Source organism: Jongsikchunia kroppenstedtii DSM 45133 (genome assembly GCF_000380485.1).
Taxonomy (GTDB): Bacteria; Actinomycetota; Actinomycetes; order Mycobacteriales; family Mycobacteriaceae; genus Jongsikchunia; species Jongsikchunia kroppenstedtii.
Genome location: NZ_AQYG01000043.1, coordinates 38012 through 59589 on the forward strand (window position 1 = coordinate 38012; position 21578 = coordinate 59589).

24 protein-coding genes are annotated in these 21578 nt (G+C 66.7%); 15 read left to right on the plus strand and 9 right to left on the minus strand.

Annotation, left to right across the window (positions count from 1 at the left end):
- Positions 1-50: 50 nt before the first annotated feature.
- Together G341_RS0107055 and G341_RS0107060 are read right to left on the minus strand one after the other, a co-directional pair.
- Positions 51-437 carry a helix-turn-helix transcriptional regulator gene (locus tag G341_RS0107055; protein ID WP_081622454.1) on the minus strand — a complete coding sequence of 129 codons (387 nt, stop codon included), beginning with the start codon at positions 435-437 and terminating at the stop codon, positions 51-53.
- A gap of 339 nt (positions 438-776) precedes the next feature.
- A complete protein-coding gene (locus tag G341_RS0107060) occupies positions 777-1085 on the minus strand; it encodes a putative quinol monooxygenase (RefSeq protein ID WP_026303356.1) in 309 nt (102 codons plus the stop codon).
- Positions 1086-1171: 86 nt separating this feature from the next.
- Between G341_RS0107060 and G341_RS0107065 the strand changes: the two genes are divergently transcribed.
- Both G341_RS0107065 and G341_RS0107070 read left to right on the plus strand, forming a co-directional pair.
- Positions 1172-1927 (plus strand): SDR family oxidoreductase, encoded by a 756-nt coding sequence (locus G341_RS0107065; protein ID WP_026303357.1) that lies wholly within the window; start codon positions 1172-1174, stop codon positions 1925-1927.
- 49 nt (positions 1928-1976) lie between these two features.
- Positions 1977-2795, plus strand: coding sequence for a maleylpyruvate isomerase family mycothiol-dependent enzyme (locus G341_RS0107070; RefSeq protein WP_018178418.1), 819 nt, complete (start codon positions 1977-1979; stop codon positions 2793-2795).
- Positions 2796-2813: 18 nt separating this feature from the next.
- On the opposite strand, the gene G341_RS0107075 is transcribed toward G341_RS0107070, so the two are convergent.
- Positions 2814-3725, minus strand: coding sequence for a sigma-70 family RNA polymerase sigma factor (locus G341_RS0107075; RefSeq protein ID WP_026303358.1), 912 nt, complete (start codon positions 3723-3725; stop codon positions 2814-2816).
- Between the two features lie 112 nt (positions 3726-3837).
- On the opposite strand from G341_RS0107075, the gene G341_RS0107080 reads away from it, so the two are divergent.
- Together G341_RS0107080 and G341_RS21315 are read left to right on the plus strand one after the other, a co-directional pair.
- Positions 3838-4290 carry a carboxymuconolactone decarboxylase family protein gene (locus G341_RS0107080; RefSeq protein WP_026303359.1) on the plus strand — a complete coding sequence of 151 codons (453 nt, stop codon included), beginning with the start codon at positions 3838-3840 and terminating at the stop codon, positions 4288-4290.
- 66 nt (positions 4291-4356) lie between these two features.
- Complete coding sequence (locus tag G341_RS21315; protein ID WP_018178421.1) at positions 4357-5652, plus strand: glycoside hydrolase family 1 protein; 1296 nt, start codon at positions 4357-4359, stop codon at positions 5650-5652.
- Here G341_RS21315 and G341_RS0107090 read toward each other — a convergent pair.
- Positions 5549-6601, minus strand: a complete 1053-nt coding sequence (locus tag G341_RS0107090) for a DMT family protein (protein WP_018178422.1) — start codon at positions 6599-6601, stop codon at positions 5549-5551. The genes G341_RS21315 and G341_RS0107090 overlap by 104 nt on opposite strands.
- A gap of 105 nt (positions 6602-6706) precedes the next feature.
- Between G341_RS0107090 and G341_RS0107095 the strand changes: the two genes are divergently transcribed.
- Positions 6707-7534: an SDR family oxidoreductase gene (locus tag G341_RS0107095; protein ID WP_026303360.1), complete on the plus strand. Its 828-nt coding sequence runs from the start codon at positions 6707-6709 to the stop codon at positions 7532-7534.
- A 16-nt stretch (positions 7535-7550) separates the two neighbouring features.
- A complete protein-coding gene (cobF, locus tag G341_RS0107100) occupies positions 7551-8339 on the plus strand; it encodes a precorrin-6A synthase (deacetylating) (protein ID WP_018178424.1) in 789 nt (262 codons plus the stop codon).
- On the opposite strand, the gene G341_RS0107105 is transcribed toward cobF, so the two are convergent.
- Positions 8340-9080, minus strand: a complete 741-nt coding sequence (locus G341_RS0107105) for a 3'(2'),5'-bisphosphate nucleotidase CysQ (RefSeq protein WP_018178425.1) — start codon at positions 9078-9080, stop codon at positions 8340-8342. It lies immediately after the preceding gene.
- Positions 9081-9130: 50 nt separating this feature from the next.
- On the opposite strand from G341_RS0107105, the gene G341_RS0107110 reads away from it, so the two are divergent.
- From G341_RS0107110 to G341_RS0107140, 7 genes are all read left to right on the plus strand, one after another.
- Entirely contained in the window at positions 9131-10009 is an 879-nt protein-coding gene (locus tag G341_RS0107110; RefSeq protein WP_026303362.1) for an Fpg/Nei family DNA glycosylase, read from the plus strand.
- A gap of 89 nt (positions 10010-10098) precedes the next feature.
- The gene (locus G341_RS22975) at positions 10099-10497 is read left to right on the plus strand and encodes a hypothetical protein (RefSeq protein WP_018178427.1); all 399 of its coding nucleotides are present in this window, start codon (positions 10099-10101) and stop codon (positions 10495-10497) included.
- 41 nt (positions 10498-10538) lie between these two features.
- A complete protein-coding gene (locus G341_RS0107120) occupies positions 10539-11594 on the plus strand; it encodes a Ca2+-dependent phosphoinositide-specific phospholipase C (protein WP_018178428.1) in 1056 nt (351 codons plus the stop codon).
- 35 nt (positions 11595-11629) lie between these two features.
- Positions 11630-12301, plus strand: a complete 672-nt coding sequence (locus G341_RS21325) for a PadR family transcriptional regulator (RefSeq protein WP_018178429.1) — start codon at positions 11630-11632, stop codon at positions 12299-12301.
- Between the two features lie 131 nt (positions 12302-12432).
- Positions 12433-13413, plus strand: a complete 981-nt coding sequence (locus G341_RS21330) for an ATP-binding cassette domain-containing protein (RefSeq protein WP_222836588.1) — start codon at positions 12433-12435, stop codon at positions 13411-13413.
- On the plus strand, positions 13410-14237 hold the full coding sequence (locus G341_RS0107135) for an ABC transporter permease (RefSeq protein ID WP_018178431.1): 828 nt from the start codon (positions 13410-13412) through the stop codon (positions 14235-14237). Before G341_RS21330 ends, G341_RS0107135 begins: the two co-directional genes overlap by 4 nt.
- Before the next feature lie 13 nt (positions 14238-14250).
- A complete protein-coding gene (locus G341_RS0107140) occupies positions 14251-15003 on the plus strand; it encodes an SDR family oxidoreductase (protein WP_043450867.1) in 753 nt (250 codons plus the stop codon).
- A 43-nt stretch (positions 15004-15046) separates the two neighbouring features.
- Here the strand turns inward: G341_RS0107140 and G341_RS21335 are convergent, their stop codons facing one another.
- Positions 15047-16273, minus strand: coding sequence for a serine hydrolase domain-containing protein (locus G341_RS21335; protein WP_018178433.1), 1227 nt, complete (start codon positions 16271-16273; stop codon positions 15047-15049).
- A 132-nt stretch (positions 16274-16405) separates the two neighbouring features.
- Between G341_RS21335 and G341_RS22980 the strand changes: the two genes are divergently transcribed.
- Positions 16406-17014 (plus strand): TetR/AcrR family transcriptional regulator, encoded by a 609-nt coding sequence (locus tag G341_RS22980; RefSeq protein ID WP_081622455.1) that lies wholly within the window; start codon positions 16406-16408, stop codon positions 17012-17014.
- 43 nt (positions 17015-17057) lie between these two features.
- Here the strand turns inward: G341_RS22980 and G341_RS22985 are convergent, their stop codons facing one another.
- Positions 17058-18098 carry a hypothetical protein gene (locus G341_RS22985; protein ID WP_155826829.1) on the minus strand — a complete coding sequence of 347 codons (1041 nt, stop codon included), beginning with the start codon at positions 18096-18098 and terminating at the stop codon, positions 17058-17060.
- Positions 18099-18123: 25 nt separating this feature from the next.
- Positions 18124-19212 carry a hypothetical protein gene (locus G341_RS23955; RefSeq protein ID WP_018178436.1) on the minus strand — a complete coding sequence of 363 codons (1089 nt, stop codon included), beginning with the start codon at positions 19210-19212 and terminating at the stop codon, positions 18124-18126.
- 163 nt (positions 19213-19375) lie between these two features.
- Here G341_RS23955 and G341_RS21355 point away from each other — a divergent pair, with 163 nt between their 5' ends.
- Positions 19376-19858 carry a hypothetical protein gene (locus G341_RS21355; protein ID WP_155826830.1) on the plus strand — a complete coding sequence of 161 codons (483 nt, stop codon included), beginning with the start codon at positions 19376-19378 and terminating at the stop codon, positions 19856-19858.
- 28 nt (positions 19859-19886) lie between these two features.
- Here G341_RS21355 and pgi read toward each other — a convergent pair whose 3' ends face one another.
- Positions 19887-21578, minus strand: a complete 1692-nt coding sequence (pgi, locus tag G341_RS0107170; RefSeq protein ID WP_018178438.1) for a glucose-6-phosphate isomerase — start codon at positions 21576-21578, stop codon at positions 19887-19889.

Genomic DNA, 21578 nt, shown 5'->3' on the forward strand with positions numbered 1-21578 from the left:
TCGGGGCCGCCGACCACCCCCGATGGTGGCGCCGGAGGAACAGCTGAGTGTCAGTAGGCGTGTGTTCCGCGGATGAACACTTCGCGCTGGCGCTTGCCGACCTGCTTGGCGGTCGTAGTAGCCGTGGTGGGCTGCGTGAGAACTGCGGCAGCCGACGCTGAACGGCCCTCGCCGGAAGGTACCCGACCCTCGACGAGGTCCATGAAATCGCGAACATCGGCGATGTCGATGACACCGCACCAGTTGAGCAGCCCGACCAGGTTGACACCGAAGTGCTGAGCGATCGCGCTGAAGTCGGTTGAGGTCATCGTGCCGTTGCGGCAGCGGTTGCTGTACGTCTGCCGCGTGACGCCGAGTAGATCGGCGACCTCCTGCTGGTTGATCTCGCGCTCAAGCATCCTGGTCAGGTAGGCCTCGGGGCGGTTGATACTAAGCATGGCCAAACACTACCGGCTGGTGGCGGACAGATTCAAGTATCAAGTGCCCAGTACGTTATAAATTTTTGACACAAGGCTTGCATTTCATAACGCATTCGGTAATGTCGTGCGTACTCCAGCACGACCGAGGGGTCGGAGTCGAAGGGCCGTACGGCGGGGGCCGTCGGCCGATTCCGTTGTGTCGTGTCGGCCATCGAGTAAGGGGTCGTCCGGTAGTGGTCGGGGGCTACATCGCTCCGAGCGGTGCAGCAACACTACTGGCGGTCGGGGAGGACTCGGTACGAAAGAGCGGGTGGCAGGGATACCCTGCAACCCGCTCTTCGTGCGTTGTGGGTCGGTTCAGAGGGCGCCGCGGTCGGCATCGCCGGCCGGGATCGGGTTGGCGACGGTGACCTCCAGCGGACCTGCGAGCAGGGTGCCGATCTTCTCCGTCAGGCCGGTCAGCGCAGGCGCTTTGCCGTGCACGCCCAGGTCTTCGACGCTGGCCCACTTCTCCACCATCACGAAACCCTCCGGAGCCTCGTGCAGCGAGTAGAGTTCGCAGCCCGGCTCGGCGTGGACTGCCGGAATCACCTCCAGGAGTGCCGCTTTGACGGCGTCGCGGTGTTCGGGTTGCGGGGTGATCTTGGCGATGACTGTGACGGACATGACTTTCACCGTAGGCGACCGTCACGATTTTCGGTTGTACCCCGTCGATATGGCGAGCACCCATCGTGAAGCGAGAGGATGAACCGATGAAGATCGCAGTCGCCGGAGGTACAGGAGTCGCGGGTCGCCGAGTCGTCGAGGCGTTGATCGCCGCGGCACATGAGCCCGTCGTGCTCGCGCGCTCGACCGGAGTCGACGTACTGACCGGCGCGGGCCTGGATGCCGCGCTGGCCGGGGTCGATGCGGTGGTCGACGCCACCAACAAGATGACGACGAGTCGCCGAACGGCGGTGAAGTTCTTCGAGACCGCCGGCCGCAACCTGACCGCCGCCGCGTCCCGGGCCGGTGTCGGGCACTTCGTCACGTTGTCGATCGTCGGCATCGACCGGGTCGACTACGGCTACTACGAGGGAAAGCTGGTGCAGGAGAAGATCGTTCGTGAATCCGGCTTGCCGTACACGATCCTGCGCGCCACGCAGTTCCACGAGTTCGCCGATCAGGTGCTGAAGCTGACGCCCGGCCCGGTCGCGTTCATTCCACGAATGCAGAGCCGGACCGTTGCGGTCAGCGAGGTCGGGCAGGCGCTGGCCGAGATCGCCACCTCCTCGCCGCAGAGGATGGTCGAGATCGCCGGGCCGCAGGTCGAGTCGATGCTCGATCTCGCGCGTCGACTGGTCAAGGCGCGGGGCGCGCATCGGGTGGTGCTCCCGTTGTGGATGCCGGGTTCCGGTGCCAAGGCGATGGCGTCGGGCGGCCTGCTGCCGACCGATCCGAACAGCCGGCGCGGCCGCATCGGCTTCGACGAATGGCTCGCCACCGTGGGGGCTCCGAGCGCCCCGTAGTGACCGCGAACGGCCGGTTCCGAGGCGCGCGATCGCGTAGGTTCGGGGCATGGGAACGACGATCGTGGATCGGCCGGCCGTTGTCGCGGCCCTGGATTCGGTGTGGGCGACCATCGACGGTCTGGTCGCCGAGCTGGACGACGCGGGGTGGCGCTCTCCGTCGTCGTTGCCGGGGTGGTCAGTCGCTGACCTGGTGGCGCACATCATCGGCACGGAGCGCTTCCTGCTCGGCGAGCAGCCGCCGGAGCCGGACGTCGACGTCACCGAACTCGATCATGTGCGTAACGACATCGGCGCCCTGAACGAGAAGTGGATCCTGCACTACCGCGCACAGGGCACCGGACAGCTGCTCGCCGACTTCCGTCAGGTCACTGCCACGCGGCGGGCACAGTTGGCCGAGGCGACCGACGAATCCTTTGCGGTGCAGGGCTTCACGCCGGCCGGGCCGGACACGTATGGGCGATTCATGCGGATCCGGGTGTTCGACTGCTGGATGCACGAGGTGGACATCCGGGACGCGCTCGGCCTGCCGGCCCCGTCGGACGCCGAGACCGCGGACGTCGCCTACTCGGAGATTGCGAACATCATGCCGTACGTGGTCGGCAAGAAGGCCGGGACGCCGGACGGATCAGCGGTGCGAATGTCAGTGTCCGGCTTGCTGAATCGTGCTATCGATGTCGCGGTGGATGGCCGGGCGGCTCTGGTGCCGGGGCTCGACCGGCAGCCCGATGTCGTGCTGGCCTGCGACACAATCGAATTCGCTCGACTCGCCGGCGGACGCGCCAACGCCGATCCCGCTGCGGTCGCGGTCTCCGGCAACGCCGACCTCGCCGCCCCCATCATCGCCAATCTCGCGTTCACGATCTGAGCAACGCCACCGCGTGACTCAGTCCAACGCGATGACCAGGTCGCCCAGCTGCGTCTGATCGGTGATGACCTCGATCGATGCGATGCGACCCGCTCGGATCGTCACGCCGAACATCGCGCGCGGCACGTCGTCGGGCGCCCACACCGCGGCGGGGACTCCCTCGACGAGACCGACGCGGGCCTCCTCCGCGCGACCGGCGAACACGCGCGCCACCGCATCCGCGCCGACGACGTGCTCATCGAGCAGCGGTGCCCCGTGGTCGGCGTTGCCCGCAGCATAGGCGACGGTGCGTGGATCGGTGCGCAGCTCGACCTCGGGGTCGAGCAACTGCAGCAGCGCCCCGAAGTCGCCCCGGCGCGACGCGGCGAGGAACGCATCGACGGCCTCGCGCTGCCGGGTCTGTTCCGCGACCGGGTCGGCCGCCTGGACCCGACTCCGGGCACGGGAGGCGAGTTTCCGGGTCGCGGCCGGAGTGCGCTCGACGATCGGCGCGATCTCGTCGAACGGCATCCCGAACAAGTCGTGCAACACGAAGGCCAGACGCTCGGCGGGCGACAGTGCGTCGAGCACGACGAGCAGCGCCGCGCCGATCGCGTCGGCAGCGACGGCCTCGGCCTCCGGGCCGATCGGGATCACCGTGCCGGCCGGCGTATCGCTCTGCTCGTCCACGGTGGCGACGTCCTCCACCGGGTCTTCGGGACGGGCTCCACGGGCGCGGAGCATGTCGAGGCATATCCGGGAAACGACCGTCGTCAACCAGCCGGCCAGATTCTCCACGGCGGCGATGGCGGCGCGCTGCAGCCGGAACCAGCTCTCCTGCACGGCGTCCTCGGCGTCGGCGTACGACCCGAGGATCCGATAGGCGATGATCCGCAGCCGCGGACGCTGCTCCTCGAACGCGAGTGCCAAATCGGCAGGGGCGGCGGGCATATCGGTGGTCACCAGACTCCTCAATCGATCGCGGTCACACTTTTCGCGCCGCATCCGTCAATCATCATGACACGGTAAAACTGCCGTGGCCCTTCCGAACAAGGAGTCCGCCATGACCGCACGTATCGCCAATCTGTCCTCGTACCACGCGTTCGCCAACGAGGCGCTCGGCACGCTCGGCAGCCGCGCCGGCGAGTATGGGATCGATGCCTCGATCCTCGAGCTGACGCATCTGCGGGTCAGCCAGATCAACGGCTGCGCCTGGTGCCTGGAGTACGGCCTGCGCGGTGCGGCGAAGGCCGGCCTGACCGACTCGCAGGTGATCCAGGTCGCCGGCTGGCGAGACTCGGAGCTGTTCTCCGAGGCCGAACGCGCCGCACTCGATCTCGCCGAGCACATCACCCGGATCGGGGATCGCAGTAACCCGGTGCCGGATCCGATCTGGGAAGAGGCGGCGCGCCACTTCGACGACTCGCAGCTCGCCGGTCTGGTGCTATGGGTGGCCACCACCAACGCCTACAACCGGATCAACGTCACCACCCGGCGGGTGCCCGGAACCTGGTGACCCGAGGCGGCCGGAATCAGCGCAAACCGCTGATTCCGGCCGTTGCGTTCGCGTACCCTTCGGCCAATGCGGCTCATTCGAAATGCACTGGCGGCCCTTATCGTTTCCAGCGTCGTCGCCGCCGGGTGCGCCCTGTCCGCCGGTCCGGCGCAGGCCGCGCCGTCCGTGCTGGGTCCCGGGTTCTTCTGGGGCGTGGCGAGCTCGGGCTTCCAATCCGAGGGATCGTCGCCGGACAGCAACTGGCTCCGCTACTCCCGCAAGCAGACCGACCAGATCGGCACCGCGGCCGACTTCTATCACCGCTATCGGAGCGACATCGCTCTGGCAAAAGAATTGGGCGTCAAGGTTTATCGGATCAGCGTCGAGTGGGCCCGTATCCAGCCCCGGCCGGGGGTATGGGACCCCGCCGGAGTCAAGTTCTACGACAACGTGATCGGTGCGATCGTGGCGGCCGGTATGCGGCCGATGATCACCCTGGATCACTGGGTATATCCGGGATGGGCGGCTGATCGCGGCGGCTGGAACAATCCGCAGATGGCCGACTGGTGGTTGGCCAATGCGCGGTACGTCGTCCACCGGTACGCCCACTACAACCCGCTGTGGATCACCATCAACGAGCCGACAGCGTATGTGATGCAAGAACTTCGGCAGGGCGGACTGCCGCCGACGAGCACGTCGATGATGTTCGATCAGCTGGTTCGGGCGCATCGCAGCGCCTTCGACTACATCCACTCCCGCCAGCCCGGTGCGATGGTCTCGTCGAACGTCGCCTACATCCCGGCGGTCGAGCCCGCGCTCGACGCGCAGTTCCTCGACCGCGTCGCCGACAAGCTCGACTACGTCGGGATCGATTACTACTACGCCGTCTCGCCGACGGACGTGTCGGTCGCGAGCCTCGTCCTGAACGACTATGGGTCCGCCGGCGTCGCGCCCGACGGCCTGTACTACACGCTCCGGCACTACGGCCGGAAGTTCCCGGGCAAGCCGCTCTACGTGGTCGAAAACGGTATGGGTACCAACAACGGGGCCCCGAGACCGGATGGCTATCGGCGCGCCGATCTGCTGCGCGACGATGTCTACTGGCTGCAGCGAGCGAAGGCGGACGGGTACAACGTCATCGGCTACAACTACTGGAGCCTGACCGACAACTACGAGTGGGGCAGCTACACACCGCGTTTCGGGTTGTACACGGTCAATGTCAAGACTGACCCCACGCTGACCCGCCGCCCGACCGATGCGGTGGCCGCCTACCGGCAGATCACTGCGTCGAATGGTGTCGGGTCGCAGTATCGACCGACTCGTCCGGCCCAGTGGTGTTCTCTGGTGGACGGTGCCGATAGCTGTTTGAATCCCGTTCGCTGACTTCGCGTTCCACCGGAGCCGGCCGCAAGGCCTCGCCCAGGTGAGCGCGGTCCAGCGGCGGGATGTGTACCTCGTTGGCCTCGGCCGACCGTTGCGCCTCGCCGGCGCCGAAGGCCGCTACGAGGACCGCGCCGCCGATGGCGAGGGCGAATCCGAAGAGCCCCAACCAATGCAATCCCGGTTGCATGGAGTCGTTGAGCAGGGCCAAGCCGATGATTCCGGGGAATGCGGTCTCGCCCACCACCATTGCCGCCGTCGAGCCGTTGACGGCGCCCAGCTGCAGCGACACCGTGCGGATATAGAACCCGAACGCACCGGCGATCGCCAACGCCCACGTGGCCGGATCGGAGAGCAGCGCGGTGATCGAGAACGGGGTGATGCCGTCCATCACGCGGACGCAGACCGCGACGATGCCGAACTGCAGCCCGGCCGCCGCGCCGGCGGGCACCGACGCCTTGGCGCCGAGCAGGCGGACCATCAGCAGGGACGCGAGCGTCAAGGCGATGGTGGCCCACAGCATGCCCCAGTGGAATGTGGTGCTGGCGGCATGTCCACCCGCGCTGCGTGAGGCCGCGCCCAGCATGCCCAGCGCAATTACCACCAGCGCCATGGCCGACCAGTCGCGGGCGCGTAGGCGCACGCCCAGCAGCGAGGCGCCCAGGACTGCGGTGACCAACAGATTCGCCGACACCAGGGTCTGCGACAGGAACAGTGGCAGCATCCGCGCTGCGGTGGCGCCGGCGGCGAAACCGAGAATGGTGAAGGTCATGCCGACCGCGAACGCGCTGGTCTGCGCGGCCGCTTTGGTGGACTCGAGCGATGGGGCGCCGTCTTCAATCGTGCCGCGCCCGGCCTCGCTCACCGATTGGCGCGCCCCGATGGTCTGCATCACGGCACCCAGGCCGTAGCCGACCGCGGCAACCAGGGCGAACACGACACCGATCAGCATGGGGGCAGCACCTCCTCTTCACACTCTTACCTGATTCTTAACATCGCACACTGCTCAGACATTTCGGGTCCAACCAATATCTAGCCCACCTACTAGCATTATCCCATGCAACAACGCTTAACGGTGCTGGTCACAGGGGCTTCCAGCGGTATCGGAGCCAGCGCGGCAAAGATGTTTAATGATCGTGGATTCCACGTTGTGGGAACAAGCCGCAGTCCGGAGAACGTGGCCGATCCCACTCCGGGCGTCGAGTATCTGCCGCTGGACCAGACCGACCCGGCGAGCATCGCGGCCTTGGTCGAGGCGGTCGGCGAGGTCGACATCCTGGTCAACAACGCAGGCGAGAGCCAGACCGGCGCGCTCGAAGAGGTGCCGATGGCCGACATCGAGCGACTCTTCGCGACGAATGTCCTCGGTCCGATCGCGCTGACCAAAGCGGTGCTGCCGGGTATGCGGGAACGCGGCCGCGGCTCGATCGTGATGGTCGGATCGATGGCCGGGAGCTTTCCGACGCCGTACCGATCGGTGTACAGCGCCGCCAAGAGTGCGCTGCGGACCTTCGCCGACAGCCTGCGCGGCGAGGTGGCCCAGTTCGGCGTCGCGGTCACCACCGTGGAGCCCGGCGTGATCGCCACCGGTATCGAGACCCGGCGGGCGCGGATCTCCGACGACACCTCGCCGTACCGAGTCGGCTTCGAGTCGGTCGACAAGGCGATGGCACGCCGCGAGCGCAGCGGTCTGGCCACCGACAAGCTGGCAGAGCTGGTCGTCGAGGCGGCGCTGTCGGCGAATCCGAAGCCGTTGTACGCCAGGGGCACCAACGCGCCCTTCGTCTTCGCCCTGGCGCGCCTTGTCCCGCGACGAATGCTGCTCGATACGATCGCCCGGACGCACGGCATCGGCCGGACGCGACCCGACTTGTCCGGTCGATGAACTACAGGGGGAGTCGATGACCGCTACCGGCGTGCGTGATGATTCGCCGAATCTGCTGCTGATCGGCATCGGGCCGGGCGATCCGAAGCAGATCACCATCGAGGCCATCGAGGCCATGCGCGAGGCGGACGTGTTCTTCGTCCTGGACAAGGGCGAGCACAAGCACACCCTGCTGGCGCTGCGGCGGGAGATCTGTGAGCGCTATATCCCCGAGGGCGGCTATCGATTCGTCGAGATTCCTGATCCGCCCCGCGATCGGCATCCGGACGATTACACCGCCGAGGTCCGCGCGTGGCACGACGGCCGGCTCGCCAAGATCGAGGAGGCATTCGCCGCCGAACTCGCAGACGGGCAGGTCGGGGCTTTTCTGGTCTGGGGTGATCCGGCGCTGTACGACAGCACCCTGCGGATCGTGGAACAGATCGCCGAGGCGGGCCGCTTCCCGGTGCGGTACCGGGTGATCCCGGCCGTCTCGAGCATCTCGGCGCTCGCCGCGGCGCATCGAATCCTGTTGAACCGCATCGGCGAACCGATCCACATCACCACCGGTCGACGGCTGCTGCTCGACCGCGGCGGCGACACCAACCAGGTCGTGATGCTCGACTCCGGCTGCTCGTTCCTCGAGGTCGCCGAGCCCGACGACCACATCTGGTGGGGCGCGTACCTGGGGACCGATGAGGAGATCCTGATCTGCGGCACGGTCGCGGAGGTCGGACAGCTGATCAAGGTGACCCGCGAGGAGGCCCGCATCCGGATCGGCTGGATCCTCGACGTCTATCTGCTGCGTAAACCTGAGTATCGGTAGTTACAGCGCGGCCAGGAGATCGTCCGCGATCTCCTGACGGCAGATGACGAAGTCGGGCAGGTAGATGCTGCGTCGGTTGTAGACCAGCGGACTGCCGTCGACCCGGCTGCAGTGCAGCCCGGCCGCCCGGGCCACGCCGACCGGGGCACAGTTGTCCCATTCGTACTGACCGCCGGTGTGCACGTAGGCGTCGGCATCGCCGCGAACCACCGCCATCGCCTTGGCGCCCGCTGAGCCGATCGGCAGGTACTGCAGATTCAATTTGCTTGCGGCCCAGGAGATGTCGTAGTTGACGTAGTGCGGTGTCGCGATGAATCCGGTGAGCGGTCCGGTCGGCGGCTCGACCGTGTCCGTGCGGAACAGTTCGTCGGTGTCGGGCAGGGCGACCGCGCACGCGGTCGGCTGTCCGTCGACCGTGAGGGCCACATGGACGGCCCATTCGGGGCTGCCGGATGCGTAGTGACTCGTCCCGTCCAGCGGGTCGATGATCCACACGCGACTGGCGGTCAGGCGATCGACGTCCTCCGGCGACTCCTCGGAGATGATCGCGTCGCTGGGCCGATGAGCGTGCAGCACCGCGTGAATCCAGGCGTTGGCCAAGGTGTCTCCGGCGTCGCCGAGCGCTCGGCGGGTCAGCAGGTCGCCGTGGCGCACCCCGAGCAGCAGCCGGCCCGCACCTTCGGCGATACGCGCGGCGAGTTCGGCATCGGTCAGCCGGCGTCCCGCGGGACTGGGTCGCATCACGCTCCCAATAGAACACGAACGTCGGACCGATAGATGAGAATGGGCCCATGCCCGAGTTACCGGAAGTGCAGGCGATCGCCGACTACGTCGATTCGCGGGCCGCCGGGCTGCCGATCCGGCGCGTCGACGTCGCGTCGCTGTCGCTGCTGAAGACGGCCGATCCAAGCTATTCGGCGCTGGCCGGGCGCACCATCGCGTCGGTCTCGCGGATCGGCAAATACCTGGTCTTCGACACGGTGTCGGACGCCGGTGAGGGCTCGATCTACCTGATCATCCATCTGTCGCGGGCCGGTTGGCTCCGATGGTCGGACAATCTGTCGCCGACGCCGCCGAAGCCCGGCGGCAAGGGACCGATCGCCCTGCGCGTGCACTGCGGCTTGCCGGGTGAGGGGTTCGACGTCACCGAGGCCGGCACTCAGAAGCGTTTGGCGGCCTGGATCGTTCGCGATCCGGCCGACGTGGAGCGGGTGGCGACGCTCGGGCCCGATGCGCTGGCGGTGAGCCGCGAGGAGTTCGGCGCGCTGCTGGCGAAGACGTCCGGGCGGATCAAGAACGTTCTCACCGATCAGCGCACGCTTGCCGGAGTCGGGAACGCCTACAGCGACGAGATCCTGCACACCGCAAAGATGTCGCCGTTCGCCACCGCGAAATCCCTTGCGCCGGACAAGGTCGATGCGCTCTACACCGCGATGCGGGAGGTCCTGCGTGATGCTGTCGACCGGTCGTCCGGGCAGAAGGTGGCAACGCTGAAGGGGGAGAAGCGATCCGGCCTGCGGGTGCATGCGCGCACCGGCCTGCCGTGTCCGGTGTGCGGTGACACGGTGCGCGAGGTGTCGTTCGCCGACCGCTCGTTCCAGTACTGCCCGACCTGCCAGACCGGCGGCAAGATCCTCGCCGACCGTCGGATGTCACGTCTGCTGAAATAGCTGGTCAGCGGTGGGGAGTTCTGCCCATCGCCAATCGCGCGCCGCGCTCCTAGCGTGTTCGTCAACAGCCACGAACCCAGGAGGCCGACATGATCCGCAACATTCGCTTCGCTCGTGCGGCGAGTGCCGCCGCATTGACCGCTGTGGCCGGTGCCGCACTGCTGGCCGTGGGCACCGGCCCGGCGGCCGCGGTCCAGGGGCCGTGCAACGCGCACCAGAATCTGATCGCCGGCGTCGACACCGACAACGCCCGGGCCGCGATCTGCCAGTGGCAGGGCGACGGCCGACTGGCCTACTTCGGTCTGAACCGGAACACCGGCGACACCATCGTGCTGGAAGACGCCATCGACGTGTCGCACGGCGGCACCATCGAATATGCGGCGACCGCCGACGACGGCACCATCTACCAGGTCTATCCGGACGAGCGACTCGTCATCGTCTCGCCCGCGCATCGGGTGATCTTCGACGAATGGCAGGTCACCCACTGAGTTGCCGTCCCCGAGAGGGCTGCGTCTGACAGACTGGCCTGGTGCCGACCGGACCCGTGTTCGACGAGCTGCCAGAGGGATTGCGGCTCAATCAGATTCAGGTGATCGGTACGCACAATTCCAGTCATCGGATGCTGCGGCCCGACGAGCGGTTCACCCCGTTGCTCGGGCGCGACGTCGATGACTATCGCTACGAGCACCCATCGCTGACCGAGCAGCTCGGTGTCCAGGGCGTCCGCGGCCTGGAGCTGGATGTATACCCCGATCCCGACGGCCGCTACGGATATCCGCTGGCGCGCAGGTGGTCCGGTCGGGGTCGACGGCCGCAATCACTCTGGGCTGAGCCGGGTTTCAAGGTGATGCACGCCCCCGATGCCGACTACCGGACGAGCAGCCCGAGACTGCTGGATGCGCTTGACGAGATCGCCACGTGGTCGGCGGCGAATCCGCGACATGTTCCGATCTTTCTGCAGCTCGAGCTCAAAGGGAACTGGCCGTGGTCCCGGTTGTTCGGCGGCGTCGCCGTGCCGCGCTGGACGACGCGGATGTTGGATGACCTCGATGCGATGCTGCGTGCTCGGCTGACCGATCGGCTGCTGGTACCGGACGATATCCGGGGCGCGGGAATGACTTTGGCCCAGTCAGTGCGCGACGTGGGCTGGCCCTTCGTCGACGACATCCGCGGCCGCGTCCTGTGCTTCCTGGACTGTCCGGTCGCGATCCGCCGGCGGTACGCCATCGGTCGGCCGAGCCTGCAGGGTCGGGCGGCATTCACCTGCCCGGAGCCGAGCGCTGCGGATGCAGCGATGCTGATGCGCAACGACCCCCGGGGCGCATACGCCGGCGAGATCGCCGGGCTGGTGCGGGATGGCTTTCTGATTCGTACTCGCGCCGATGAACCGGTGGCCACCGCGCGGACCGACGACCTGGCGCGTCCGGCGTCGGCGCTGGCCAGTGGCGCGCACCTGATCAGCACCGACTTCCCGGTGCCGGGGCGAGCCTTCCGTTGGGGTTCCGGTCGGTATGTCGCGCAGCTGCCAGGCGGCGCGACGGTCCGGCCGAATCCGATCACCGCGGGGCTGGACCCACAACTCTGATCCGAGTACTCTAACTAGAGTATTTGGAGGTGAGTATGTCGTACCGGCGATCGAATCCGCTGGCCCTGGCGGTGCTCTGCTGCGTATCGGAACGGCCGATGTACCCCTACGAAATCACCACCACCCTGCGCGAACGCGGCAAAGAAGGCAGCATTCGGCTGAACTTCGGATCGCTGTACGCGGTGATCAAGAACCTTGCCAAGCACGGCTTGATCGAAGAGTCGCAGACCGAGCGTGACGGCAACCGGCCGGAGCGGACCGTCTACCAGATAACGCCGGCCGGCAAAACCGAGACGCTCGACTGGCTGCGGTCCTTGATCTCCGAGCCCGCCAAGGAGTACCCGCAGTTCGAGGCGGGTCTGTCGTTCCTGCCGATGCTCGATCCGGATGACGTCCTGGAGCTGTTGCGGCACCGGCTCGGCCGGATCGACGAGCAGATCGCCTTCGCAGATGAGATGTGCGCGATGGCGAGCCGGGCCAACTTGCCGGATCTGTTCATGATCGAGGGGCAGTACGCCGTGGCGATGATGCGGGCCGAGCGGAATTTCGTTGCAGGCGTTGCCGATCAGTTGGCCGCAGGCACGTATCCGGAACAGGATCAATGGCGGGAGCTTCATCAGATGCGCTCCGCCGGAAAGACTTTCGCCGAGGTCGCGGCGGAACTGCCGATGTTCGGAGGTATTGACTACAGCAAGCTGCCGAAATAAGAGTGGCCCGGATGTTGCAGCATCCGGGCCCGACTTCGAAGAAAAACATCCGCGAGCGGACGCATTGACATCCCAGGAAGCCGTTTTCAACTATACGGGTTCCGCGTTCGCTCACCCCTGTGAGGAGCATGATGAGCCCACTTGGCTTGCAGGCGCAGGACCTGCACAAAACCTATCGAATCGGACGGGGCAAGCCGCCCGTCGAGGCGCTGCGCGGCGTGACCTTCGCCGCGGACAGCGGAACCGTCTTCGCCCTGCTGGGCCCCAACGGCGCTGGAAAGTCGACGACCGCCAAGATTCTGTCGACTCTCGCGAAGCCCGACTCGGGGCGGGCATCGGTCGCCGGCATCGACGTCGTGGAGCATCCCGACCTGGTCCGCCGAACCATCGGATTCGTTGCACAGCAGCCGGTTTCCGAGCCGATGGACACCGGTCGCGAGAACCTGGTGCTCTCCGGACGCATCCACGGCATGTCCGGTCGGGACGCACGTGCGCGGGCCGATGAACTGCTGACGCTGTTCGGTCTCGCCGATGCCGGCGATCGGCTGGTCAAGACCTACAGCGGCGGCATGGCACGCAAACTCGATGTGGCCCTGGGCATCATGCATCGACCGCAGGTGCTGTTCCTCGACGAGCCGACCACTGGCCTCGATCCGGAGGCGCGGGCGCAGATGTGGGCCGAGATCGAACGCCTCGCCGGTGGCGAGGGCATGACGATCCTGCTGACCACCCACTATCTCGATGAGGCCGACCGGCTTGCCGATCGCATCGCGATCGTCGACGGCGGCCGCATCGTCACCGAGGGCAGCGCGGACGAGCTGAAGAACCAGCTGCGCGGGGACACCGTGATCGTCGACATCATGGGGTCGGCCCAGCAGGCCGCGGGGCTGCTGACGGCGGCCGAGCTGCTCGAGGTCGAAGTCAGCGGATCGACGATCCGCGCGCGAGCCGACCGCGGCGGCGAGGTGCTGCCCAAACTGTTGGCCGAGTTGGATTCTCGGGGCGTGACGGTGGCGTCGGCCACGGTCGCGCGACCGAGTTTGGATGATGTATATCTGCGCCACACCGGACGAAGTCTGGTCGCCGCCGGCGCCGAAGGAGGCGTGCAATGACCGTCGACCTGCGCACCACTCGCCCGGCTCCCGGAGCCGGACTATCCACCGCCGTGACCCACACGGTGCAGCTGACCGGACGACCACTGCGCACGCTGCGGCGGATGCCGGTATTCCTGGTCATGACGATCGTGCAGCCGATGATCTGGCTGCTGCTGTTCGGGCAGCTGTTCAAGAACATCGTCGATCTACCAGGATTCGATTCCCCGCCAGGCGGTTACATCAGCTTCATGGTTCCGGGAGTCGTGATGATGACGGCGATGTTCGGCTCCTCGTGGGCGGGTACGTCCTACATTCAGGACATGGAACGCGGGGTGATGGCCCGCCTGCTCACCTCGCCGACCAGTCGGACCGCAATGATCACGTCGACCATCGTCTATCAGTCGATCTGCACCGTGATCCAGGCCGGCATCGTGCTGGTGGTGGCCGCGTTGTGCGGCGCCCAATATCCCGGCGGCGCAACGGGAGTCGTCGTGCTGCTGGTGGCAACCGTACTGCTGACCGCCATCTTCAGTGCGTTGTCCAATGCCGTGGCGCTGCTGACCAAACAGCAGGAGGCGTTGATCGGCATCTCGCAGCTGCTGATCATGCCGTTGATGTTCCTCAGTTCGGCGATCATGGACACCCGTCTGTCGCCCTCCTGGGTGCGGACGGCGGCGAAGTACAACCCGTTCGAGTGGGCTGTGCAGGTCGGGCGGCAGGCCATGTCGTCGTCACCGGACTGGGGGAGCGTCGGCATTCATCTGGGGCTGCTCGGGGCGGCGACCGTGGTGATGATCGCGCTGGCCACGCAGGCTTTCCGGAGCTACCAGCGGTCGGTCTGACAGACTGGCACCCGTGAGTAAGACGCCGCAACGCAACAGGATTCTGATCACGGGTGCCAGCTCCGGGCTGGGCGAAGGGATGGCCCGGGCCTACGCGGCCCGCGGCAAGTCGCTCGGACTGGTCGCGCGGCGGAAGGCCCGGCTGACCGAACTCGCCGCCGATCTGTGCTCGACGGCCGCGGCGGTCGCCGTCGAGCGGCTGGATGTCACCGAGATCGAGACGGTGCCCACAGTGTTCGAGGCGATCGCCGAGGAACTGGGTGGACTCGATCGGGTGATCGTCAATGCCGGTCTCGGTAAGGGCGCGCCAATCGGTACCGGCAAGGCCCACGCCAACATCGAGACGGTGCAGACCAATCTCGTTGGCGCCCTGGCCCAGATCGAGGCCGCGATGGAGATCTTCCGGGCGCAGGACGCCGGCCACCTGGTGCTGATCAGCTCGATGTCTGCGGTGCGCGGGTTGCCCAAGGGGCAGGCCGCGTACTCGGCGTCCAAGGCGGGGCTGGCCGCGCTGGGGCAGGGACTGCAGGCCGAGCTGGCGGGCTCGCCGATCAAGGTCAGCGTGATTCTGCCGGGTTACATCGAGACCGACATCAACCGCGGCGTCAAGACCCGGATGAAGGTCGATACCGAGACCGGCGTGCGGGAATTGGTCGCCGCGATCGATGCCGAACCGCAGCGGGCCGTGGTGCCCAAGTGGCCGTGGATCGGCATCGATGCCGCGCTGCGTTACTTGCCCGACAATGTGACGCGCCGGATGGTGTAGACGCTCGGTGTCGAGGCGGCGAAATGGGTTGTCGGCGTGAGGATCAGCCGGCGATCCGGTTCGTCATCGGCGGCGACGCCGGTGCCTGGCGTGCGGCGCTTCGCTGCGCGCGAAGGGCAAGGGGAACCAGCCAGAGGAACGCGCCGAGGTCGGCCACCAGGGTCGATGGCAATCGGTTGTGGACGAAACCGATCGACAGTCCGCTGGTGGGATCGGCCCAGCCGAAGCATCCACTTGCGCCGACGTGGCCGAAACCGGATGCGAGCCCGGGGATCGGGCTGCGGTGAAATCCGAGGTTCCAGCTCATCGGCAACCCGAGCACCCGATCGAATTCCAGGCGACGCGGGCCGCTGAGCATCCGTACCCGCGGGGCCGAGAGCAGGCGCCGGTCTCCCACGGTCCCGTCGGTGGTCAGGGCGGCGTAGACCGTACCCAGCGCCCGGGCGGTGCTCACCGCATTCGCGGCGGGCATCTGCGTATCCATCAAATGCTTCTCGGGCGCAATGAATGACGGCCCGGCGCCCGGTCCCGCGTAGATCGATCCGGTCAGCGCACCGCCCAATAGGGTGGGCATCCGGGCGCCACGCGCCAATACGCGGTCGCGGCAGATGGCCGTGAACGTGCCCACCGGATCCACGTAGTCCGCGACCACGCCGGTGTCTGATTGGGGTCTGCCGAGCGAGAGCTCAGCGATGCCGAGCGGGGAGCACAGTTCGTCTTGATACAAGGCGCGCATGTCTTTTCCGGTGACCGCATGCGCGATGCCCGCCATCAGCCAGCCGATCGTCAATGCGTGGTAGGCCGGCTTTCCCGTCAGTCCGTCGCGGTCTACCGCCGCGAGCCGGCGCTGCATGAGCTGAAAATCGAGCGCGTCGTCGGCCGTCGCGGAGATCCGCCGCACCTGCGAGAGCCCGGCGGTATGTGAAAGCACTTCTCGGACTGTTACCGACGACTTTCCGGCCGCGGCGAACTCGGGCCAGTACTCGGCGACCGGTGCGTCGTAGTCGACCAAGCCGCGGTCGGCGAGTCGGTGAATGACGAGGGAGGTCAAACCCTTGGACGCGGAATAGATCACCGACGAGGTGGATTCGGTCCAGGGCAGTTCACCGCGATCGTCACGGCTGCCGCACCATACGTCGACCACGGGTACGCCGCGGTCGTAGATCGCCAGCGCGCCGCCGCCGAGCACTCCGGCCGACCACACTCGGGCGAACGCGTTGACGACCCGCTCGTAGCCGACATCTGCGTGCCCGTGGATCGCATCACTCATGTTGAGCTCCCTCGATAAGCTTTACTCTCGGTAAAGCGCTGCGCTGAAAAGTACGCGCGGGTAGCGGTAGAGTCAACCCCCGAAAAGGCCTGGTTCGCCGCGTCCTCATCGTCTCGAAGGGGTGGTCACCTCATGCCGCCGACGCAGCGACGTCCTACTGATGACGAGTTGCTCGATGCTGCAATGGCCGCGTTCGCCGAACACGGCTTCGCCAACGCGGGGATGAGTCAGATCGCCGAGGACGCCGGGTCGACCAAGCCGACTCTGTACGCGCATTTCGGCTCGAAAGAGAACTTGTTCAATCGCGTCGTTCAGCGTGAATTGACGCGAATCGTGACTGACATTCTTCCGCGATATGACGAGGTCGGTGATCAGGGCATCGAGGAGAGCGTCGATACCCTGATCACCGTCGGCATGAACTACATATCTGCCAATCCGCAGGCGCGGCAACTGATTCGGGTGTCAATTGAAGCGTCGGCCGATCCGATGCTCTCCCAGTTCCTGGCGATCAACGAGATCTTCACCGCGAAGGTCGCCGAGTTGGTCGAGCGGCATCTCGAAACCATTGATGCCAAGATCACGTCGGGCAATCCGCGGGCGATCGCCGCCACGATCGTCGGATCGGGCATCGCTCTGGCGCATCACATGCTCGTGCACGGCGACGACGACTTCGAGCGACTGGCGCGCATGCTCTCCACGTTCTTGAGCGGCGGGCTGCAGGCGTTGACGCACCGACGCTGACGACGCCAGCGTCCGGAATACCCTCGTCCGGTGGCTTGTCGGGTTAGGCCGCCTGGTTGATCTTCTCGCGCTGCGCGTTGAACATCTTCACCAGGTCCGCGTTGACCGACGGCTCCAGCGACTTGCCGCTCGAGCCGACCATGAACGACATTCCGCGGGCCGTCCCGAACAACATGCGCGCGTGATAGGTGGCGCCGCTGTCGCTCTCCTTCGACGTCACCTCGATACCCAGGTAGTCGCCGTCGACGCCGCTGGCGGACAGCCTCTTCGTAGTCATCTGGTAGCTGTACGTCGACGTCCGGCCGCTGAGGTTTATCGACATCGTGTTCGTGAAGGTCCGGCACGTCGTCAACAGCTTGTCGAAGTCGGCGAAGATCGGATCGGTCGCCTTCTCGACCGCCGCACGATAGGTAGTCGGCGAGTCGGAGTCACCGCTCTGATCGGTCAGTACCGCCGAGGCCTGGTCGGCGGTGTCGGCCTGCGATCGCCCAGGCTGCCCGATGGCCTCGCATTCGCTGGGATCGTAGGACTCTTTGATGTCCTCGTCGGTCCGGTGGCGCGACGACGTGGCGGAGCTGGGATCGCTGCTGCTGATACGGAATCGGCCATCGCTCACGGTCGGGAATTCCGACTGCCCGATGACGAGCTCCCGCGCTTTCGCCGACGGCATCGGTTTACCGTCGCCGTCACTGCCGAAAACGCCGCCCGCCCACATGCCGACGACCGCGGCGACCACGATGACGACGACGGCGACGCCGGCGCCGATCAGCCACTTGGTCTTACCGTCGGGCGGCGGCTGGTTCGGGGGATATCCGGGGTATCCGCCTGGCGCGGGCGGCATTCCGGGCGGCGGACCACCGAAGCCTCCTGCCGGGTACCCGGGCTGCTGCGGCGGGACCGCGGGGAACTGCTGGCTCGGGAACGGTTGGCCGGGCAACGGGGGCTGCCCGGGGTAGGGCTGCTGACCTGCCCACGGCTGCTGGCCGGGCCACGGCTGATCCGGATACGCCCCGGCCGGTTGCTGGCCGCCCGGTTGTTGCCCACCGGGGAACGGTTGCGGGTTCGGGTCGTCGGGGTTGCCCACGGCCGTCCTTCCGGGTTCGGATGCGTTACTTGGCGTCGAGGATCTTCTGGCGCTGCTTGTTCAGCATCGACACGAGGTTCGCGTCGGCGTCGGAACCGATGTCGGCGCTGCCCTCCGAGGTCATCGTCTGGTAGACCGTCGAGTACGAGACGCTGCGATCGACGGCGAGCAGGATGTGCATCTTCGCGTTGATCGCGATGTCCGACGACGATTCGGCCGACCGCATGGTCATGTCCATCTCGACGCCCTTGTAGTCCCCGGCGACGCCGTCGACCTTCAGCGGCTTCATGGTGACGTCACCGTTGATCTCGACGTCGTCGGTGTTCATCTTGATGCTGAACGAGCTGCAGCTGGACATGATCTGGTCGAAGTTCGTCGTGTAGTCGGGGTCGATCGTCTTCTTGACCTCGGCGGTGTAGTTGCGGCTGTTGAGACCCGACGAGCTGCTGTCGTCGGCGTCGAGCTCGGCCGAATACTGATCGACCGATGGGTCATCGCTCTTGCCGCCCGCGATCAGCTCCTGGCACTTGGGGTTGTCGGAGACGATGTCCGACGACGAGCTGTCGGTATCGGAGCTGTCGGTGTCGAACTCGCCGCCGCTCAGGGTCGGGAAGTCGCTCTGGGTGAGCACGAGTTCCTTGGCCGACGCGGCGGGCGGGGGCGACTGCTTCTTGGACTTGCTGTCACTGCCGCTCAGCGTGATGCCGAGGACGACGGCGATCACGGCGATGATCGCGACGGCGGCGATACCGCCGCCGATCCAGAGCTTCTTGTTGCCCCCGCTCGGCGGCTGTCCGCCGGGCTGGCCCGGATATCCACCCGGGGCGGGCGGCATCCCGGGCGGCGGCGTCGCACCGCCGAACCCGGCGGCCGGGTATCCGGGCTGCTGCGGCGCACCCGGGTAGGGCTGGCCCGGGTACGGCTGACCGGCATAGGGCTGCTGACCCGGCCACGGCTGGCCGGGGATCGGCTGGCCCGGCTGCGAAGCGGGTGGCTGTTGGCCGAACGGCTGCTGTCCGGGTTGCGCCTGCGGCGGCACGAACTGTGTGGGCTCCTCGCCGGAGCCCTCCGGATTCTGCGGCTGCTGCTGTGTCGGATCGAACGGATTGCTCACGGTTCGGCCTTTCGGGTGACCTTGATGGACGGCGGGTCGACGGACTCAAGGATTTGATCCTCGCATAACGCCCACCGGCCGCGCCCTGCTTGTCATCAGATGATCGACACCGGTCCGGCGCGTGCGACCGGAGTCGGTGCGCGATAGCGCCTACGCTGGCGCCGTGTCGAAGAAGCAGGGACAGATCTACGGCGACGGCGCCTTCCAGTTGTACGGCCGCAAACGAGCCGAGCGCCTGGGCGGGCTGCTCGCCGATCTGCTGGATCGCGATGACGTCACCTGTTTCGGTCACGACTGGTCCGGCGTCGTGTATTTCGCTGTCGCCGAGGACGAGTCGGACACGGTATTCGCGTTCGACGTCCCCAGTGGCGAGGTCGGGGACATCTGTTCCCTCGATGAGTTCAACGACGACCTGACGTCGGGCGGCATCGTGGACTTCGTCGGCGGCGACGGATTCGACCAGTGGCGCGCCGCCACCGGCATCACCGAGCTGGCGATGGGCACCTTCGTGCCGACCGTCGACTACGTCTTCGCCGGCGGCGATCCGGCGCAGCGCGCCACCGAGCCGACCGACCTCTACGACTACCTGCTGGTGGCCGCGGCGGAGCTGGCGGCGCGCGCCGAGGCCGAGGACGAGACCGAATAGCCGACCGCGCCCCGGCCGGGCCGGAGAGCTACTCCGCGCGGCCGCGCTGCCCGCGGTACCAGCGCACCATCCGGTCGGTCGACGAATCCGACTGCTCGGCAGGCGGTTCGGCGGAGGTGATGACCGATAGCAGGCGCTTGGCCTGCTCCTTGCCGAGTTCGACGCCGAACTGGTCGAAGCTGTTGATATCCCACACGGCGCCCTCGACGAACACCTCGTGCTCGTAGAGCGCGATCAGCTGGCCGAGGACGGACGGGGTGAGCTTGGGCGCCAGGATCGAGGTGGTCGGCCGGTTGCCGGGCATCACCTTGTGCGCCACGACCTTGCTGTCGACACCGTCGGCCGCGACCTCGTCGGCGGTCTTGCCGAATGCCAGCACCGCGGTCTGTGCGAAGAAGTTGGCCATCAGCAGGTCGTGCATGCTGGTGCCGTCATCGGTGATCAGATCCGCAGTGGGCGAGGCGAATCCGATGAAGTCGGCCGGAATCATCCGGGTGCCCTGGTGCAGCAGCTGGTAGAACGCGTGCTGTCCGTTGGTCCCCGGCTCGCCCCAGAAGATCTCGCCGGTGTCGGCGGTGACGTGATGCCCGTTCACCGTCACCGACTTGCCGTTGGACTCCATCGTCAGCTGCTGCAGATAGGCCGGGAACCGCGCCATGTCATTGGAGTACGGCAGCACCGCGCGGGTCTGCGCATCCCAGAAGTTCGAGTACCAGAGGCTGATCAGGCCGAGTATCACCGGCGCGTTGCGATGCAGCGGCGCCGTCCGGAAATGCCGGTCGATCACGTTGAATCCGTGGAGGAAGTCGGCGAACTGCTCGCGACCGATCGCGCACATCACCGACAGTCCGATCGCCGAATCGACCGAGTACCGGCCGCCGACCCAGTCCCAGAAGCCGAACATGTTGGCGGTGTCGATGCCGAATTCGGTCACCTTCTCGGCGTTGGTGCTCACGGCCACAAAGTGTTTCGCGACCGCGTCGGCGGTCGCCGCGGAGTCGTCCGTGACGCCCAGTTCGCCCAGCAGCCAGTCGCGCGCCGCCGTCGCGTTGACGATCGTCTCCAGGGTGGTGAACGTCTTGGAGGCGACGATGAACAGCGTCGTCTCGGCATCCAGCTGGTCGAAGGTGGCGAGCAGGTCGGCCGGGTCGACGTTGGAGACGAAGTGGCAGCGGATATCGGGGTCGGCATACACGCGCAGTGCCCGGTAGACCATCTCCGGGCCGAGGTCGCTGCCACCGATCCCGATGTTCACGACGTCGCGGATCTTCTTGCCGGTGTGCCCGGTCCAGGCGCCGCTGCGCACGCGGTCGGTGAAGTCGCCCATCGCGTCCAGGACCTCGTGGACGTCGTGAACGATGTCCTGCCCGTCGACCTTCAGCGTCGCGTCGGTCGGTAGCCGGAGAGCGGTGTGCAGCACCGCGCGGTCCTCGGACGTATTGATGTGCTCGCCCCAGAACATGGCGTCGCGCTTGTCCTCGAGGCCGACCTCGCGGGCGAGCTGCAGCAGCAGTTCGATGGTGTCGCGGAGCACGCGGTGCTTGGAGTAGTCGATATGCAGATCGCCGACCTCGATCACCATGTCATCGCCGCGCTGCGGATCGACCGCGAAGACCTCACGCAGGTGCATTGCGTACAGGTGCGGCTGTTGAGCCGAAAGTTCCTGCCACGCGTGTGTTCCGGTGATGTCGAACTCGGGATCGTTCCGATCGGCAGTCAT

Bases quoted from the DNA above. Each gene is read 5' to 3' on its own strand.
- G341_RS0107055 (WP_081622454.1), bottom strand. From the start codon at position 437: ATGCTTAGTATCAACCGCCCCGAGGCCTACCTGACCAGGATGCTTGAG.
- G341_RS0107060 (WP_026303356.1), bottom strand. From the start codon at position 1,085: ATGTCCGTCACAGTCATCGCCAAGATCACCCCGCAACCCGAACACCGC.
- G341_RS0107065 (WP_026303357.1), top strand. From the start codon at position 1,172: ATGAAGATCGCAGTCGCCGGAGGTACAGGAGTCGCGGGTCGCCGAGTC.
- G341_RS0107070 (WP_018178418.1), top strand. From the start codon at position 1,977: ATGGGAACGACGATCGTGGATCGGCCGGCCGTTGTCGCGGCCCTGGAT.
- G341_RS0107075 (WP_026303358.1), bottom strand. From the start codon at position 3,725: ATGCCCGCCGCCCCTGCCGATTTGGCACTCGCGTTCGAGGAGCAGCGT.
- G341_RS0107080 (WP_026303359.1), top strand. From the start codon at position 3,838: ATGACCGCACGTATCGCCAATCTGTCCTCGTACCACGCGTTCGCCAAC.
- G341_RS21315 (WP_018178421.1), top strand. From the start codon at position 4,357: ATGCGGCTCATTCGAAATGCACTGGCGGCCCTTATCGTTTCCAGCGTC.
- G341_RS0107090 (WP_018178422.1), bottom strand. From the start codon at position 6,601: ATGCTGATCGGTGTCGTGTTCGCCCTGGTTGCCGCGGTCGGCTACGGC.
- G341_RS0107095 (WP_026303360.1), top strand. From the start codon at position 6,707: ATGCAACAACGCTTAACGGTGCTGGTCACAGGGGCTTCCAGCGGTATC.
- cobF (WP_018178424.1), top strand. From the start codon at position 7,551: ATGACCGCTACCGGCGTGCGTGATGATTCGCCGAATCTGCTGCTGATC.
- G341_RS0107105 (WP_018178425.1), bottom strand. From the start codon at position 9,080: ATGCGACCCAGTCCCGCGGGACGCCGGCTGACCGATGCCGAACTCGCC.
- G341_RS0107110 (WP_026303362.1), top strand. From the start codon at position 9,131: ATGCCCGAGTTACCGGAAGTGCAGGCGATCGCCGACTACGTCGATTCG.
- G341_RS22975 (WP_018178427.1), top strand. From the start codon at position 10,099: ATGATCCGCAACATTCGCTTCGCTCGTGCGGCGAGTGCCGCCGCATTG.
- G341_RS21325 (WP_018178429.1), top strand. From the start codon at position 11,630: ATGTCGTACCGGCGATCGAATCCGCTGGCCCTGGCGGTGCTCTGCTGC.
- G341_RS21330 (WP_222836588.1), top strand. From the start codon at position 12,433: ATGAGCCCACTTGGCTTGCAGGCGCAGGACCTGCACAAAACCTATCGA.
- G341_RS0107135 (WP_018178431.1), top strand. From the start codon at position 13,410: ATGACCGTCGACCTGCGCACCACTCGCCCGGCTCCCGGAGCCGGACTA.
- G341_RS21335 (WP_018178433.1), bottom strand. From the start codon at position 16,273: ATGAGTGATGCGATCCACGGGCACGCAGATGTCGGCTACGAGCGGGTC.
- G341_RS22980 (WP_081622455.1), top strand. From the start codon at position 16,406: ATGCCGCCGACGCAGCGACGTCCTACTGATGACGAGTTGCTCGATGCT.
- pgi (WP_018178438.1), bottom strand. From the start codon at position 21,578: ATGACTGCCGATCGGAACGATCCCGAGTTCGACATCACCGGAACACAC.